10 protein-coding genes are annotated in these 18,043 nt (G+C 29.0%); all 10 read right to left on the bottom strand.

Going from position 1 to position 18,043, the window contains the following annotated elements; all coding sequences use genetic code 11:
• Positions 1 to 244: 244 nt before the first annotated feature.
• Positions 245 to 1,372 carry a DegT/DnrJ/EryC1/StrS family aminotransferase gene (locus KDK92_RS11060; RefSeq protein ID WP_250859315.1) on the bottom strand — a complete coding sequence of 376 codons (1,128 nt, stop codon included), beginning with the start codon at positions 1,370 to 1,372 and terminating at the stop codon, positions 245 to 247.
• Between the two features lie 81 nt (positions 1,373 to 1,453).
• On the bottom strand, positions 1,454 to 2,779 hold the full coding sequence (locus KDK92_RS11055; protein ID WP_250859314.1) for a nucleotide sugar dehydrogenase: 1,326 nt from the start codon (positions 2,777 to 2,779) through the stop codon (positions 1,454 to 1,456).
• 14 nt (positions 2,780 to 2,793) lie between these two features.
• A complete protein-coding gene (locus tag KDK92_RS11050) occupies positions 2,794 to 4,143 on the bottom strand; it encodes a DUF6395 domain-containing protein (RefSeq protein ID WP_250859313.1) in 1,350 nt (449 codons plus the stop codon).
• A gap of 2 nt (positions 4,144 to 4,145) precedes the next feature.
• A complete protein-coding gene (locus KDK92_RS11045; protein WP_250859312.1) occupies positions 4,146 to 6,782 on the bottom strand; it encodes a methyltransferase domain-containing protein in 2,637 nt (878 codons plus the stop codon).
• Positions 6,783 to 6,810: 28 nt separating this feature from the next.
• Positions 6,811 to 8,100: a glycosyltransferase family 4 protein gene (locus tag KDK92_RS11040; RefSeq protein ID WP_250859311.1), complete on the bottom strand. Its 1,290-nt coding sequence runs from the start codon at positions 8,098 to 8,100 to the stop codon at positions 6,811 to 6,813.
• A gap of 16 nt (positions 8,101 to 8,116) precedes the next feature.
• On the bottom strand, positions 8,117 to 8,866 hold the full coding sequence (locus KDK92_RS11035) for an ABC transporter ATP-binding protein (protein ID WP_250859310.1): 750 nt from the start codon (positions 8,864 to 8,866) through the stop codon (positions 8,117 to 8,119).
• On the bottom strand, positions 8,863 to 9,648 hold the full coding sequence (locus KDK92_RS11030) for an ABC transporter permease (RefSeq protein WP_250859309.1): 786 nt from the start codon (positions 9,646 to 9,648) through the stop codon (positions 8,863 to 8,865). Before KDK92_RS11030 ends, KDK92_RS11035 begins: the two co-directional genes overlap by 4 nt.
• A gap of 27 nt (positions 9,649 to 9,675) precedes the next feature.
• A complete protein-coding gene (locus tag KDK92_RS11025) occupies positions 9,676 to 10,935 on the bottom strand; it encodes a glycosyltransferase family 4 protein (protein ID WP_250859308.1) in 1,260 nt (419 codons plus the stop codon).
• Positions 10,936 to 10,977: 42 nt separating this feature from the next.
• On the bottom strand, positions 10,978 to 12,795 hold the full coding sequence (locus tag KDK92_RS11020; protein WP_250859307.1) for an O-antigen ligase family protein: 1,818 nt from the start codon (positions 12,793 to 12,795) through the stop codon (positions 10,978 to 10,980).
• A gap of 228 nt (positions 12,796 to 13,023) precedes the next feature.
• A complete protein-coding gene (locus KDK92_RS11015; protein ID WP_250859306.1) occupies positions 13,024 to 17,910 on the bottom strand; it encodes a DUF5050 domain-containing protein in 4,887 nt (1,628 codons plus the stop codon).
• Positions 17,911 to 18,043 lie beyond the last annotated feature (133 nt).

Here is an 18,043-nt window from a genome sequence, read left to right as displayed (position 1 = left end):
TCTTGTTCAAAAACAGATATTACCTTTATCATTTCAGATTCTCCATCTATTTTAAGTATTCTACTTTAATTTCTTTTCATCTCCATTTTTATATAATATTTTTAATTTTAATAATAGCCATTGTTTTTAAATTTTCTCCTTATATTTTTCATTATCAACCTATATTAAAATAAAATAATAAAAAACATAAATTTAATAGTTGATTTCTCACCAATTAAGTTGATAAATATAAACTTTTTTACTTCTAGCATTTACTTTCTTCGCATATATATATAGCTTCTATAATCTTCTTTGCTATATACTCTATCTTATCCCTTTTTAAACCATTAAAAAAAGGTAATGCTACCGTTCTGTTGGATATATCTTCAGTTACTGGAAAGGCTCCTTGTTTATAATTAAAATCTGCTTTAATATATGGTTGAATATGTATTGGTGTAAAATATGCTCTACATTCAATTCCGTTATCCATTAGATAGTTCATTATACTTTGTCTATCTATTCCCTTATCCAGTAAAATCACATATGATGTCATTCCATTTATTTCAACATTTTCATAAATATACGGAATCTTAATACCTCTTATATTACTTAGTTCTTCGTTGTATATATCCCTTACCTTCTTCTTTTCTGCTACAATTTCATCCAATCTCTCTAATTGTGCGCATCCTATTGCAGCATGAAGTTCACTCATTTTATAGTTGTGTCCTTTATTCTTATGAAACACATATTCTTCCATTTTAATTCTATTTCTAGCTCTTAGGCTCCTTGATACATCAGTCATATTTTTGTCATTGGTTATAAGAATTCCACCTTCACCTGTTGTGATTTCTTTATTGGGAGCAAGGTTAATAACTGTAGCATGAGAAAATTCGCCAATTTTATTGCCATTATATTTACATGTCATAGCTCCACAGCTATCTTCTATTAAATATAATTTATATTTATCGGCTATTTTCCTTAAAGTTTCCATATCCATAGGTTGTCCAAAACTATTAGATGCCAGAATAACTTTTGTTTTCTCAGTAATGTTATTCTCTATACTATTAATATCCATATTGTAGCTTTTCGGATCTATATCAACAAACACAGGTATTCCACCTTCAGCAATAAAACAATTTAGTGGATCTACATAATTAAAAGGAGTAGTTATTACTTGATCCCCATTATTTATATCTAATGCTTTAACTATTAGGTGAAATGCACTTTCTGCACTGTTAACAGCAATAGCATATTTCGCATTAAATAACTTTGAGATTTTTGATTCAAATTCCTTTACTTTATGCCCTTCAATAAATATGCCAGATTTCATCACATCTACAACTTCATTTATTTCCTTGTTTGTAATATCTGGTTTCCCAACTGGAATATACACTTTACTACCTCCATTAATCATTTTTAATAACCTATTTCGATTTTTGACATTTTAAAATGAAATAAATATCTAACATTTTAATCAATATAAATATTTATGCAAATTCCCCCAATTTATAAGTTTAATTTCCTTTTGATCATTCACTATTGTATTGTTCTCATTAGAAATAGCAATCTCTTGCTTCATTATAATCCCTTTAGTATCAAAAATCATTGGACTTCTCATTAATGAAACTATCTCTTCTGCATCTATTTTTTTAAACTGTTTATGATCACTTAATATTAATACCATATCACAATCTAATATTGCTTCTTTAATTGAACTCACATTGCTCCAACCTTTTACATAAGGATCATATATGTTTAGTTTGTAGTTTTTATTCTTTAAAAGTTCTATAACCTTAATAGCAGGACTTTCTCTTACATCATCCACATTCCCTTTGTAACTAACGCCTAGTACAGCGATTAGTGGGTTTGCTGTACCTTTTAATAGTTTATCAATATTTTCTACAACAAAATATGGCATACCGTCATTTATCTCTCTTGCTATACTGATGATTCTAGAGTTTTTAGGCTCTTTATCAATAATAAAGTACGGATCCACAGCTAAACAATGTCCACCAACTCCAGGACCTGGATTTAATAAATTTACTCTTGGATGTCTATTTGCCATTTGAATAACATCTAGAGCATCAATCTTTAATTCAGTACAAACCCTTGTAATTTCATTTGAAAATGCAATATTCACATCTCTAAAAGTGTTTTCAATAAGCTTGGCCATTTCAGCAGTTTTAGAATCAGTTAATAATATTTCACCTTTAACAAATGCTTTATATATGTCAGCTGACTTAACCGCACACTCTTTTGTTATCCCTCCAACTACTCTATCATTATTAATCAATTCATTTATAATATTTCCTGGTAAAACTCTTTCAGGACAATGTGCTAAATATATATCTTTTCCTATATTAAATCCACATTCTTCTATTAAAGGTTTTATTAAGTCTTCTGTTGTCCTTGGGGCAATTGTAGATTCAATAATAATAATATTTCCTTTTCTTAAATAGGGTAAAAGAGAATTAACTGCATCTATTACATAACTTCCATCAAAGGATTTATCTTCTTTTATTGGAGTAGGAACGGCAATTATAAATGCATCAGCCTCCTTAGGCTTACTAAATGCTTTAAAGTTTCCTTTATTCACTACATCTTCAAACAAATCTGATAATCCAGATTCTTTTATATGAAGCTCTCCATTATTTATCATTTGAATTATATCTAAATTTATATCAACCCCACAAACTTCATTTTCATGAATAGCAAGCATTATTGCCGTTGGTAACCCTATATATCCCAATCCCAATACACATATTTTCATAAAATCACCTTTTATTAAATTTTTTTTCATTTTCTTGTTAACTTTTAACCATTAATGCTCTCTGTGAATTTTTCACATTTCATTTTGTGATTTTCACTTTTGACTAATTCACCTAGATTCCATTGCTCTACCTTTATTTCTTCTTCCGTACTCATTTTTTCTAAATATTTTAGTATATTTTTTTCAACTACGTCTTTATATTTTTCAGGAATTAATTCAATTGATTTTGGATACCATTTTTCTAGCCAATCTACGTTTTCTTCTCCCATTACTTTATCTTTTAAAAACACCATATTTTCATTACTTCCATTGTAGTGATAAGTAATATATTGAAGTACATTTTGGTGTTTAATAAGATTTTTACTTAATTGCTCCGTTGCTTCTCTAATCTTAAATACCTTTTCAAATAATTTATCATCTAGTTCTTCATCTTTAAGTGTTTTATCTAGTAAAACCTTTCTAAAGCACTTCCAACAATTTAAACATGGTGTTTGTGCTTTTCCTCTCATACATGATTGAGCTAAGTCAGAATAAGGTGAATTTATTACAATTTTCGATGTTCCAACCTCACTAATACCCGCTGTAACCTGATTGAATGGTAATCCCACAATCTCAAATAATTTTCCCCATCTTATATAATGAGTTCTTTTAGAATAATCTAAATATTTTTCATGACCAATTCTATATGATGATTCTAGGATTGTACCAAATGCTATACTATCTAATCCAATATAATCAGCCATTAATATTGCAGGTATAGAGTTAGCTACATCAATGGGAAATCCAACTGGATTCCTAACATATTCCAGATTACTTTCAATCATATATACACTTCTGCCCATATTTTTTAAACTCTCACAGGCAAAATACGCTGCATCTTTATCATATAAAGTATTTTTCTTTCTATTAAATTTAATCTTATTTAAAAATCTATACACTACATTTTTATTATCTGAATTTTTCTCTCTATCATCGCATTTTCTGTCTAAGAAAAATAACTTTGCAGTATTGGGTAGCACAGCTAGCGCAGCTGTTGAATCAACTCCACCACTATATGCTAATGCTGGCACTGAGTAAATTTGTGATTTTCTAGGCTTTAAACTTTCAACAATAGGAAATACCTTCTTCTTTGTAACTTTTTCAAACAATTCAGCAAAATCTTTGCTTACACCAAATGGTAAATTAATTTTATATTTACTAAATGGATAAATAATCAATATTGTTGCTAAAGCAATTATGTCCGGATGAGTACCTTCTAAACTCCAATCTGATGGTAATTTTACAAAACAATTAGTATTTCCTAGCCTAGCTTTTTCACTAAAATCTCCATCTCCATCTTCTGGTATAAAGGAAAATTTTAATCTTCCACTGTCCCATATTATATCAATCTTCATTATTACATTTCCTTTTCTTTTAAAATATTTAATAAATATTCTCCAACCTCATCTGCACCATTTCTCTCAATCATTTTATAAGCTGCTTCCCTCATTTTAATATTTGTATTATCATCTAAAATTTTTGAAATAGCCTTCTCAAAATCTTTAATTGATGAATCTATTAATGTAACAGCTGCCCCTTGTTTCTCCGCATTTTTTGCCCTAGCAACTTGGTCATCTGTTTTAGTATTTGTATTAGGTATAAATATTGTTGGTACTCCAAAATACATTAACTCATGATAAGTGTTATATCCTGTCGCAGAAACTGCTAAGTCAAAAGCTTTAAAATATCTAGAATTTGGATAATCTCTAATTACTATAATCCTATCTTGATATATATTAAGTCTGTTTCCGATGATAGACTCTCCTAAAACAACATAAATATCTTCTCTTTTTCTTAATACATAAATAAGCTTACCTAATGTTGAATCAATATCATTTATATTTCCTGCACCTAGTTGTACATACACCAATTTAGCATCCTTTGGTATTCTCCACTGCTTTCTTACTAACTCTCTATCCAATACTTCTTCTTTATCTAAATATACAATTGGCTCACACACTTTATGGTTATCTTTACTAGAAGTTTTTTCTTCACCTGCTTCACCTGGCTTAATTATATGGTGAAAATACTTTTCCTTTTCGTCTCTTATCGACTCAGTTCCCTTCTTTTGTTGACCTCTCTTAACCCATACTCTTTGTAAATCTTTAGCTTCTTTCATTGAAGCTATTAATCCTGCATAAGGATAAGCACCATCAAATACTAACATACTTGGTTTATGCAATTTCATTACCATTCCAAGTTGTTCTTTTAGCAGCATATTCCATTGTTTTGCACTTGTATCTTCTGGAAAAAGCATTTTAGACGGCAGATGGTATCCTAAGAAACCTTCTTGTAATATCAGATGCATTGCTGAGCTAGTGGCAAAGAAAATTATTTTTCTTTCTGGTTGTAACTTTTTTATTCTTCTTGCTATAGCTAATAATCTAGTAATATGCCCTAATCCCGCTCCATTTGTTGGTGTGAATATTATACACCCTTCTGTAGATTTTATAGTAGATACTACTTCTTTCACTTCTGTATTCTCTATCTCAATTGAAGCAGCTAATTCATCGCTAAACTTACCTTTCTTATGATCTTTATATAACTTCATAATAGTGACCGGCAGTTTAACGGCTTTTTTGAATGATTTTCTAGCTTCAACTACTGCATCACCTATTCTATATCTCACTGAGCTATTATTTTTCAAATAATCAATTGTCTGTCTGGAAACTTGTAAAGACTTTTTAACTTTATCTAAACTTTGTTTCTGTGATTCAACCTTTTTATCAAGTGATACTATGTTTTTTTCTAATTGTTTAACCTTTGTCTTATATGCATTTATTTCTTTAACATCACTTTGTTGACATACATCATTTCTTAAATCACTTATAATATTATCTAATATAGATTTAACTTGATCAGAATCAATAACTTTTAGTTTATCATGTAATTGATTGAATTCATTTTTAATTTCTTCAAAATCAACATTTATCTTCTTTATGACTTGATTATCTAACATTCCTTTAACATCATTATAATTTCTTTCTCTTAATTCCCCTAATATCTCTTTTGATTTATCTTGTAAACCATTAAATTCACTTTTTACTTTTTCATAATCGTCATTAATCTTTTCTATATTTAACAATACTGTTTCTGATTTTTTTATAGAATCTATTAACTCATTTTTAAAAATATCATTCTGACTTCCCTTTATACTATTCAGCTCATTTTTTATTAATGTTAACTCATTATGAAACCCTTCAAAATAAGAAATATATTGCTGTTCGTTTCCTTTGAAATCAGCATACTTAGTATATACTTTTTTATTTTCTTTATTTTGCTGTCCCATCTTTTCTATTCTTTGATTTTTGTTTGCTATATAAATCTCATTTTCTTTTTCAAACTGTAAAAACGCTTCTTCTTCTACGTTCAATATACTTTGAATATAATCTGAATCACAGTTTTGCAAATCAAATTTTTCATCAATGGAAGATTTTCTTTTTCCTACATAATATATTGTTTTGTCTTGAATTTTTACATATTCTTGTTGAAAGTACTTTCCTACTAAATTAATAAAGTTTCCAATATAGAATGTGCTCTTATGATCGTGGTAACTATGATATCCATGTGGTACAGTTATTATAATTTTTCCATCTTTATTTAAATACTCAAAAGTTACTCTTAATAACTTATCCGGATTTGAAAAATGTTCTAAAATTTCCCCCAAAATAACTGTATCAAATTCACCTAATTCAGCATTTATTACTGTACAATCTTCATTTGCAAATTTTACATTTGACCTTACTATATCTGACTCTTTATTTAATTCCTCTAAAGCATATTCAATCTTATTTTGTTCAATATCTATTCCTGTAACTTTAAACCCTTCTCTTCCTAACAAAATAGAAGTTATTCCTTGGCTACATCCAATATCTAGTATTTTTTCCCCATTTACTTGTTTGCATAACCAATGAATTCTCTCTCTAGTAAGTTGTTGAGTTTTTTTACTGTTTATATCCCCATAATACCTGGAATTTATTTGATTATCATCCATCGTTACCCTCCAGTTTTTCATATTAAAGTTACTCACTGTTCAACAAGTTATCATATATTCTAATAAAATTTTTTTTCTCATTTTCCCAATTGTATCTTAATCTAGCTTGCTTACAATTTAATTTAAATTCTATGTATTTATCTCTATTATTCAATAAATAATTAACTGCTTCTGCAATATTATTACTATCATGTGGATCTACACACTTTCCAATTTGATTATCTTCAACAATCTTTTTCATTTCCGGAAAATTACTTGCTACCATTGGTACTTCCATCATAGCATATTCTAATAATTTATTAGATAAAGAGGAATAATGATTGAAGCATATATTTTGAAGAACTTGAAAACCTAAATAAGCATGTTGAGTAAAATACATTAAATCTTTTGCAGGAACCTTAGATAAAAATCTTACTCTTTCCATTAATCCTTTACTTTCAACCATATTTATAATTTCATCTTTTAATTTGCCATCCCCAATAAAAACGGTTATTCCTTTTTTAAATTTGGGTATTGCTTCAATAATTTTTTCTAATCCTCTACCTTCTTGAATTCCACCTTGATATAACAATATCGGCTCATCTTTAGGTATGTTAGCTATTTCATACAAATTAAATTTAGATAAATCCTTTTCTTTAATAAATGGATAATTATGAATAATTTCAGGCTTTTTTATTTTATATAAATCTGCTGTATACTGTGCTCTTGTATCAGTAGTCATAATCATTTTATCTGTTTTTCTAATTAAAAATTTTTCTATTAAGGAATACCTCTTTTTACCTATATTTCCTGTTCTGCTAGTTTGCACCTCATGAGAATCGTATATAAGCTTTTTTTTCTTAAAAAGCTTACTACAAATATACCCTTGTGGTAATGTATTCAAATCATTACTATGATATATATCAAATTCTTCTTTCAATCCTTCTTTTATCATTCTTATAATCACATTAAAAATACCAACTAGCTTTAATATCTTAGTCTTCTTAAGAATAATTGAAATAAATTCTAGTAACAAATATATAGTTAGCAAAATAATATTTGTAATATTATTTTGTTTAATATTTTTTGCATTCTTATACTCACTTCTTAATTTATTCCTATAATTTCTTATATTTAATGCCAAGTCTGAGTATTTATTTACTCTTCTCACTTTAAACCCATCCATTATCTCATCTTTTTTAAGTCCTGATGAAAATTGGGTATAAACACATACAACTTTTACTTTATAACCTGCTTCAACTAGCGAAGATGCCTCTCTTCTAACTCTAGCATCATTAATAAAGTCGTTCAATACAAAAATACAAACGTTGCCTTTCATAAACATCACACCATTTCTATTTAGAATTTCTTAAACAATTCCTATATTCCTCTGTTATACCTATAACATCATCACCAAATTTAACCACTTCACCCTTATGTAGCCATAACACACAATCACATACTTCTCTAATTGCAGCTACACTATGTGATACTAAAACAACAGTCTTGTTACTTTCAATTAATTCTTTAATCCTATTATTACTCTTTTTCTTGAATGCTTCATCTCCCACCCCCAGTATTTCATCTATTAATAAAATATCTGGTTCAATATTAGTAGCAATTGAGAAACCTAATCTTGCTTTCATTCCTGATGAGTATGTTTTAACAGGACTATTAACAAAATCACCTATACCTGAAAACTCCACTATTTCATTAATTTTCTTATCAATTGTTTCTTTAGACATTCCCAGCAGCAAACCACTTAAGTAAATATTTTCTATCCCTGTTAATTCAGGTTGAAAACCTGTTCCTAGTGCTAATAAAGCTACAGATTCTGAGTAGAGTGCAACCTTTCCAATATCAGGAGTATATAGCTGTGCTAAAACTCTTAATAATGTACTTTTACCTGAACCATTGCTCCCTATAATCCCCAATGTCTTTCCTTTTTCTAATTCAAAAGAAACGCCAGTTAAGGCCAATACTTCTTTAGTCCTACTTTTATTCTTTTTTAATATATTAGCTATATATTTTTTAACTCCCATACTATTTATAAATATATATTTTAAATTCAAATTTTCTACTTTAATCGCAATGTCATTCATCATATCACCTTCGTATAATTTTTATCATGTTTATATAAAACTTTCAAACTACTGTGCATTAAAATCAAGCTAAATATTAACCAAATACTCAACATTAAGTAATACGGACTTTTACCATATAGTATTACATTTCTATAGCTTTCAATAAATGAAGTCATAGGGTTTATCCACCAAAGCATTCTTAAGTTTTGTGGAACTCTATCTAAACTATACAAACATGGTGTTAAATAAAACCATAGTTTAGTTGAAAAAACAAGAATATTTTTAATATCTTTGAAATATACACCTATATGTGCAAAAAATAATGATAAACTACAAATAAATATAATATTTATTATAAAGATAATAATAATCTCAAGATAATGTATTGTTATTGGTACTTTAAATAAAATCACTAATACAAATAACACTATAAAACTAAATAAAAACTTGTACGTATTAACAAAAACCTTATTCAATGGTAAGATAAATTTAGGCAGATATACTTGCCTTAATAGCCCAACTTTTGATCGAATAGCGTTAGTAGAGTCCATTATTGATGATATAAACCATTTCCACGGCAATATCGCACTAAAAATAAAAATCGGAAAATTTTCTTCCCCCTTCTTAAATATAATCAATACAAATACCATATACACTAACATTTGCATAATAGGATCTAGTATCCACCAAAAATAACCTAAGTACGTACTAGAAACTTGTACTTTTAAATCTGATTTAGTTGCATATTTTATATATTCTCTATATTTCTTTATATCCTTTATAGCTTGTCCATTTACTTTCATAAGCTTCTTTCCTTTCTAGCAACTTAATTAACTACTCGACCAAATGTTTTTTTGATATTGACTTGCTAATTTCTTTCTATCAAAATTATTTTTCACATATCTAAAGCCATTATTCCCTAACTGTAAAATGGCTTCTTTAAAACAAGTCATATTATTATATGCTTGATACTCTCTCATAAGTTCTTTTACATTCTTTTTATTATCAAAATCACATAAACTCATTCCGCAGTTAGCTTCGTTTAATACCTTTGAAACTTCTCCTTCAGGTCCTAAGTAAACTATAGGCATACCTCTATACATCAAATCAAACACCTTTGAAGGCATAGTTCTACTAAAATGATTATTATATTTTAACTTAACAAAGCATAAGTCAACTTTTTTAAGCATCTCATTTAACTCATCTTTTTTTACTGAATCATAAACTTGTATATTTTGTATATTATTTAATGAAATATAATTCTCTATCTTATCTTTTTCAGCTCCTTCCCCTATTAATATCAACTCTTTGTTCTTTATATCCAAGTTATTATAAAACTCAACAAGACTTAAAATATCTTGTGATATTCCAAATGTCCCAGCATAGCAAAAAACTAGCTTATCATCTCTGATTCTTTCCTCTATGAAACAATTAGGTTCTGTACTTTTGGAATTACAATTATCTATCATTTCTATTCCATTATAAATAACCTCTATTTTTTCAGTTTGAATACCATCTTCTATTAGCTGATCCTTAAATCCATTTGTAACAACAACTACTTTATCAGCTTTTTTGCATAATAATAACTCAAGCCATTTGAAAAATTTATAAGCATATGAACTTTCGCTACTCATAGTTGCCAACATCTGAGTGTAAGTTATATCTCGAATTTCATAAATAAACTTACTTTTATATGCTTTGGAGTAAAAATAAGCTACTATTCCAGTAAAAATAGGACCACTACTTCCTATTATTACATCAAATTTCTTACCAATTTTTTTCCTATTAAGAACTAAATTCATAATAGCAAACAGCATAAATGAAATACCTATTAGTGCTCGTCCAATTTTACTAGAATTTTTTCCAACATGCACTTTGCCTCTTATTAATTCGATCCCATCATATTTAATTTTTTTAAATAGTTTATTTTCATATCCTTCATATATAATCCCCTTAGGATAGTTTGGATTAGCTGTATATACAGTTACTTCATTTCCATTATCAGACCATATTTTTGCATGTTCAAACGCTCTAAACGCCCCAGCAGTTATTTCCGGATAAAAAAACTGTGAAATAAGTAATATTTTCAATCTATCACCATCTTATTTAGATAATTTATGCCGCTTATCATCTTAATCCTCTGCCTCCTTCATCACAAAAACATAACTGCCAACAGCGCAACACCCTAACAATAAGTAAAACAAAGGTGCAACTGAAACTCTATTATCATTTATTACTCCTGTGATCAGATATGCCACTATTGATGACAATACTGATAATATCATGTATTTACTCCATTGCTTCTCTTTATTCTTCCAACTTGATTTAAGTACTGTAAATATTGTTATTACTAAAATTCCTAAATAAGCTACTAATGATACTACTCCTGTATCTAATGCAATCTGCAGATACATATTATGAGGCTTATCTACTAAGTGCCACATATCATCGTATCCATATAGCTTTCCAATGAAGTCTTGTTGCGGAAAGTTTATTGCAAATGTATCTGGTCCATATCCTAGTATTATTGCATCTTTAAGTAAAGGTAAACTTCTAGACCATATATATCCTCTTACTGTAAATAGTTCCTCTTTACCATTGAATCCCAGGCTTTCAACTGGAATATTATCTATTTCATTGAATTTATTATTAATCATCTTTATGTTATTTCCTGTCATCTTATAATAGAAATAAATTCTTCCTTTTTTCAAGGTTATTAGAAGCGTATCATCTTTCTTTCCTAAAACCCCTTCGTACTCTTTATACCTCTTGTCATCTAGTTGTATCTTGTTTCCATCTATCACTTTGTATGTTAAAGGATTCTTTTCTTCATCATAAAACTTTAGTGTACCTTCTTCTACAGATAATACAATTGTTTCTGTTTGTGTTGAGAATCCAACTCTATTTTCTTCATTTATTACTTCTTTAAGTTCAGTTGCTTTTGTAATATCGAACTCATTATTTTCCTGAAATAAACCCTTAACGTTATTGCTTATCACTGCTACACTATCATTTGCTTGTTTTCCAAGCTTTCCATTTAAAACAAAATTAGTTCCCGTAATAACTACACATAAACTTACAGCCACTATAGCAACCTTTTTCCAACTTGTTAGAACTTTTCTAAAAGAGAAAATGAACACTACTACCATTCCAAATATTGCTCCTCCAAGCCCTCCTCTTGATTCACATATTATAAGTGTGTATATTGATATAATGAATACTCCACCGTATAGAAGTTTAGATTTCAGCTTTTCGCTGAATATAGTCATTCCTAATGATAAAGGTACTATTAAGGCATAATAACTCCCTAAATAATCCTTATGAAATAAAGTTCCGTAAACTAGTTCAACAAACTTAGCTTTTGCTATAAATTGCCTAAGATTTGGATTCAGAATGGTCATTAAATTTTTCCCAAATCCACTCTGCCATATATTCATTCCTAAATATTGAAATATCCCTATTACGGACATGATAAGTGACCCAATTAGAAGAGAATTTATTATAACCTTTATATCTTTTAATTTTTTAATCAATATAATCACTGATAAAAACACTATTATATAAGATAATTGAACAAGCATTCCTTGCTTCGATTCAACAAACCCAAATAGAGCTACTTTCCTGTTAGCCGAGAAAATTGTTGAAGCTATTATCAATAATGCATATACACCTGCTAAAATAAATATGTATTTCATCTTCTTTATTCTTTGTATAACTTTCTTATCTTCAAAAATTCTAAATAAACATATAAATACTAATATAATTGCTGTAAAGATAAGTGCCTGACTTTTGTATAGTGTAAAAAAATCAGTCCAATTCTTAGCCCCATTCCAATATTTATAAAAATCTCCTTTTAATACTTCGTTTTTAGCTTGTACAATTAAAGGATATATCATTACTAAAAAAATAAAAGGTATAAGATATTTCTTCTCCCTAAAAAAACTTCTCATAAATTCCCCTCCTGTGCTTTCCATATACACATATTAATTGTATAATTTTACTAAATAATATAATTCATTCCAATTACTATATTATCACATTTTTATCCATTTGTTAATAATTTATAAATTAAAAGGAGAAGAATTCTCTTGAATTCTTCTCCTTTAACGTCACTATTACGCTTGTTATTAGTCTCTTTCGAGTTTTTTCAACTTATTACGGGTGGTGACAGTCCCCAATTAGTATGATTGTACTACTGAATTTTGTGGATTGGACGCTGGCATTCTAATTACAATTTGATTATCTAGAACTAAGCCGTCAATCTCGATTTTAACTCCCATTTCCCTATCTACTGCATTATTATGTGGTGGTGATCCTATTTCTTCAATTACTTTTAATGTAAGTTCATAATAGATATCATTTGGATTAGCATCTATTTGAACAACATTAAATGAATACTCATATCCGTCATATGATAATGTTTGTTGGTAATTAGTTGCATTATTTGGATCTTGAATTGAAACTTTTATATCTGTCGCATCATTAATTATTATACCTTTTGATCTTAATATAGCTTTATCGCTAGATGGACTTGTAGGTTTTGTTATAAAGCTCATACCTTTAATTACTATATTTTTCTCTACTAATCCATTTTCTTTTTGTCCAGGCTGTACTATACCAGTGGAATCAACCTCATAAATCTTACCTATAAGTTTCACTACCAGATCATTTCCTTTTGGTCTAGTTACCTGCGCTCGTTCATCCAGTCCATCTGTCTTAATATTACCATTGCTACCGTCTAATGGACTATAATTTATATCCGTAGCTTCCCACTTGATTTTGTAATTATAATCTCCATCACTGGTAATTAGATCATCATACTCAATTTCCTTCTTCAACCATAAATCTTGATAGATTTCGCTAGAATCTATTTCTATTGAAGGATAAGCATTATATCTAATTATCTCCAAGTAGTTTTCAACTAGTTTAATTCTTAAGTTTGGATCAACAACATGTTTGTGAGGAATTCCAAGGGTAATTAATAACTCACTAAATTCACTTACTTGTTTGTTAATCTCCTTTTGAGTTACTGCCTCATCTCTATATATGCTATCTACTCTATTCAGTATTGCATTTGATTTATTAATTTGCTCATTAATTAAATCCTTAACAACATCTAAAGTATCATTTTTACCAAGTGCAGTTTTTGCATCTTTAATAATTTGACGCAGCTCAGATGTATCAACATATATTAAAATATCTTTTACATCTCTTATATTACCTAATTGGTCAACTACAGATATTTTAGCATTTTTGTTATCTGCTATCTTCTTTTTCAACTCATCTGGAGTTAAACTATCTACATCAATTACTAAATCCACTGGCTTTATTCCATTGGTAGATATAGGCATTGTAACACCGTTTATTATTGAGAATTTAAATGCATTATTTATTGCTACTGCATCTTCTAGTTCTTGAACAGTGAATAAGTTGTCCACATAATGTGATACATATACATCAGCATTTTCATATACACTCTGGAATGAAAAACCTTCACCTGCTGGTAAAACTATTTTATCATCTCTAACATAGTCCTCTACAATAATTGGCGGCCTATTGTCTACAGTAAGTGTTCCATTTGAAACTGATGATACTCCAATTCCATTTATTATAACAAGTTTATATTCTAGATTTGGAGCATAATATTTATCATTATCCTTTACCTTGACAGATGTTACCCCCTCATTTGGTGTATATAAAATTCCTTTTGGAACTGGCATAATTCGTTTATTACCATCTCCTTTAAGTTTAGTTATATATCCATGCTCAAGTGCGTACGCCCATGTACCATCTTCGTCAAATGGCCATATTCCATCTTGTTTCAACCAAGTTTTAGCGATATCTAACCAAGTCTCCTCGTCTGAATTAGGTCTTATATCATATACCCATGGACCATCAGCTCTTTCATGTTCATAATTAACAGTTCCACCATATGATTTAATATACTCATTATATCCTGAGTTTCCAAATTTCTTTTCCCATACAGGTATTAAATAAGCAATTTCTCCTACTTTTGGTGCAATCTTTAAAGTTATAGTGTCTCCATATTTTTTCGCCTCAGTTGCAATATCAGGAGTATATGGTAGATCTTCCGATACAACCTGAATTGAAGCAGGCTCACTAGATGCCCATCCTACAATGTTCGGAGCACTTCCTGTATTATCTGGTAAAGCTGTGTCTGTATATTTACTTACAAAGAATAAATCATAATTTGTTCCCATCAATAAATTTCCAAAACTATCAAGATTCATTGGTTTTTCATCTTCATAATCTTTCGGTCTTCCTGTAGTTTCATCAAATTCGATTTTAGTTGTTCCATCTTCCTTATAAGTTTGGAATCTTGTCCCTTGCCATGATGTTTCTGTTATTTCTTTATTATCAAATGGAATAATCTCATCTGACTGTAATCTTAGCTGCCTTCCTTTTGTCGTTAAGTAAATACGACTACTTGTAACATTCTTATTGCTTGTTCTCCTCATAACTTCTATATCGAAATCTCTTCCATCAATTCCTAAACCAGTATCATCTTTATCTTTCACTGGATGATGAATTGAGTTTGTTATTGATGGTGCTTCTCCTACTGTAAACATAGTTCCTTTACTTTCAGATTTACCTTGTCTTTTAATACTTAGATAATATTCCTTCGTTCCATACCTATCAAGTTCTACATTCTGGAATATTGCCTTATTTTCTACACCTTGTCTACTTACTACAACTGTTCTGAGTAATTTTGTTAAATCCTCATCTTCATAGAGTTTTAATTCATCACCCTCTCTTAATTTTGGAGGATCACTTACCTCATCTCCAATTTCAGGTTCACTATAAACCTCTATTTGGGCATTTCTAGTACCAGGATTATTATATATTGCAATTGTTGTTGTTTCATTTAGCATCTCTGATGGTATTTTCATTGTAAGTTCAATATATTGATTATATCCAATAAGTTTCCCTTGATATGTTCTCACACCATTTCTAATTACTACATTCTTTTTATCCCACTGAACAACAAATTGTTGTAATCTATTATCACTCATTATTCCTGAAACCTTAGGCGGAAGATGATTCGCCTCAATGGTTTCAATTGAGTCGTTAACCTCATCATATGGAACAATAACAGTTACATCGTCAACTTGTACAACTTTCTTGTCATTTTCAACCTTTTTAACTGCAATTGGTCTAATTCTTCCATTTGTATCTATAGGGACAGTGTACATATCACCTTTACTTACAAAATAAATAGTATTATATGCAATATTTATATAAGTTACTGGCTCAAATGTTAATCTTGTATTCTCTGTCCCATCAGTTTTTATCTTATATAATCTATTAGAATCTTTAGCGTTGCTGTAGTATATCCAATCATCTACTACATTAAAGAAGTATCCTCTATCGAATTTCGAAACTACACTGTTTAAATCTTGAGTTTCTTTTGATCCATCAGTCTTGACTTTTCTTAACTCACCTTTATTATTAGTGTAATATACCCAATCATCAACTACCTGAATGGAGCTTGCTCCTTCATCACTCAACTTCTTTCTATATGTACCACTAGTATTAACTGCATATACCTTGTAATGATCATTTATATTACTATAGTATATCCAATCTCCAACATAATTTAAGAAAAACGCTTCATCTCTTACTTGATTACTTATTGGAATTCCGTGTTTATCTCCTTTATTATCTGTAGTTGCATCACTACCATTTTTTCTTAATCTAGATATACGACCATTATCGGAGTAGTTACTATAATATATGTAATCTCCTACAATTGTAATAAATGCAGAATAATCATCATTAAGCTTCTGTTTACTTGATCCATCGTTCTTCATTCTATACAACTTGGCCTTATCAGAATAATTACTATAATATACCCATTCATCCGAAACATTTATGTACTGAGCGAAATCATCGCTTATTACATTGTGGAAGATACCGTTAGTATCATATTTATATAATCTATTGTCATCTCCAGTGTTGTTATAAAAGATATATCCATTTTCATCAGCAGAAACATATCCATTATTAACTATATTTCCAGCCGAGTTTCCTTCTCCTCTTTTCGGAAAAAGTTTAATTTTGATATTGTATTTTCCTTCGAAATATGAATTTATATTCCCTTTTCCTAATTTAGTCATAGAACTACTAAAAATTGTGATACCTTCACTAGCGTCAGTAGAAGTGAATATTGCTGGTTCACCTATTTTATAATATATATTACTATTATCCAATTTATAAAAGCATGAACGATCTATCCACTTATCTTCATCTTCATCCCATGCACCATCTATCCAATTAGATTTTTCCACATTCATCACAAGAACTTTATCAGCATTGCTATTTAAATTAACACTAATTTTAATATCAATACTTGGATTTACAGCTTCAAATAATGCTTTATCTTTATTCCAAGCATACATGGTCTTATTTCCATCAGCATCAATATACTCTATTGGCTTTTTTATATCAAAATCTGCTGGTTTAGTCTTTCCATCTATAAATTTATCCCCTAATATATCCTTTACCTTATCAGTGGATCGTTTGTAAACATAAAATATGGAATTATCACCTCTTAGAATTTCATTTGTCATTTGTGAATTATTAGCCAAATAATCAATAGAATAAGCAGTATTACCTATTATTAGTAATCCGTCTTCATATGGAAGTCCGGCATATAGGTTTTTCACTGTAAATTTTATAATTCTTCCATCTTTAAGCTTTTTACCATCTTTCCCTTCAATATTAGGGCTTATAACCAACCTATACTCTTTTCCTTGTACATAATTTTTTACAGGTTTAACATGTACTATTTTTTTATCTTTCTTATCTACTTCAATCTTAATGTGTACCTTTCGATTGTATTTATCTACAATCTTAATGTTACTGTATAATGATAATTTTTCTACTTCTCTGCTAAACTTTATCTTCCACTCCTTGTTCATAGATACACTTCCAGCATTTGTAGTATTATATACTTCTTTGGCAGCATAACTATCAACATATGTAAAACTAATGCACATTATTAATGACATACACATTATTAGGTATTTATATGTTTTTTTCATATCATCCCTCCTACCTTATATATCGAATTTTTTTATTGATTCTTAATAAGAAAACTATTGGTAATAATTCTTTGAATAATCCACTTGTTAGAAAATTCTTACCAAAAAGAATTGATGAAATTCAATCAATCTC

It is taken from the genome of Oceanirhabdus seepicola (assembly GCF_023684385.1).
GTDB lineage: Bacteria > Bacillota > Clostridia > Clostridiales > Clostridiaceae > Oceanirhabdus > Oceanirhabdus seepicola.
The sequence above is the reverse complement of the archived record's forward strand: the minus strand, read 5'-3'. Positions and strand labels throughout refer to the sequence as shown.

Bases quoted from the DNA above. Each gene is read 5' to 3' on its own strand.
- KDK92_RS11055 (WP_250859314.1), bottom strand. From the start codon at position 2,779: ATGAAAAAAAATTTAATAAAAGGTGATTTTATGAAAATATGTGTATTG.
- KDK92_RS11020 (WP_250859307.1), bottom strand. From the start codon at position 12,795: ATGAGAAGTTTTTTTAGGGAGAAGAAATATCTTATACCTTTTATTTTT.
- KDK92_RS11050 (WP_250859313.1), bottom strand. From the start codon at position 4,143: ATGAAGATTGATATAATATGGGACAGTGGAAGATTAAAATTTTCCTTT.
- KDK92_RS11030 (WP_250859309.1), bottom strand. From the start codon at position 9,648: ATGAAAGTAAATGGACAAGCTATAAAGGATATAAAGAAATATAGAGAA.
- KDK92_RS11040 (WP_250859311.1), bottom strand. From the start codon at position 8,100: ATGAAAGGCAACGTTTGTATTTTTGTATTGAACGACTTTATTAATGAT.
- KDK92_RS11035 (WP_250859310.1), bottom strand. From the start codon at position 8,866: ATGATGAATGACATTGCGATTAAAGTAGAAAATTTGAATTTAAAATAT.
- KDK92_RS11015 (WP_250859306.1), bottom strand. From the start codon at position 17,910: ATGAAAAAAACATATAAATACCTAATAATGTGTATGTCATTAATAATG.
- KDK92_RS11045 (WP_250859312.1), bottom strand. From the start codon at position 6,782: ATGGATGATAATCAAATAAATTCCAGGTATTATGGGGATATAAACAGT.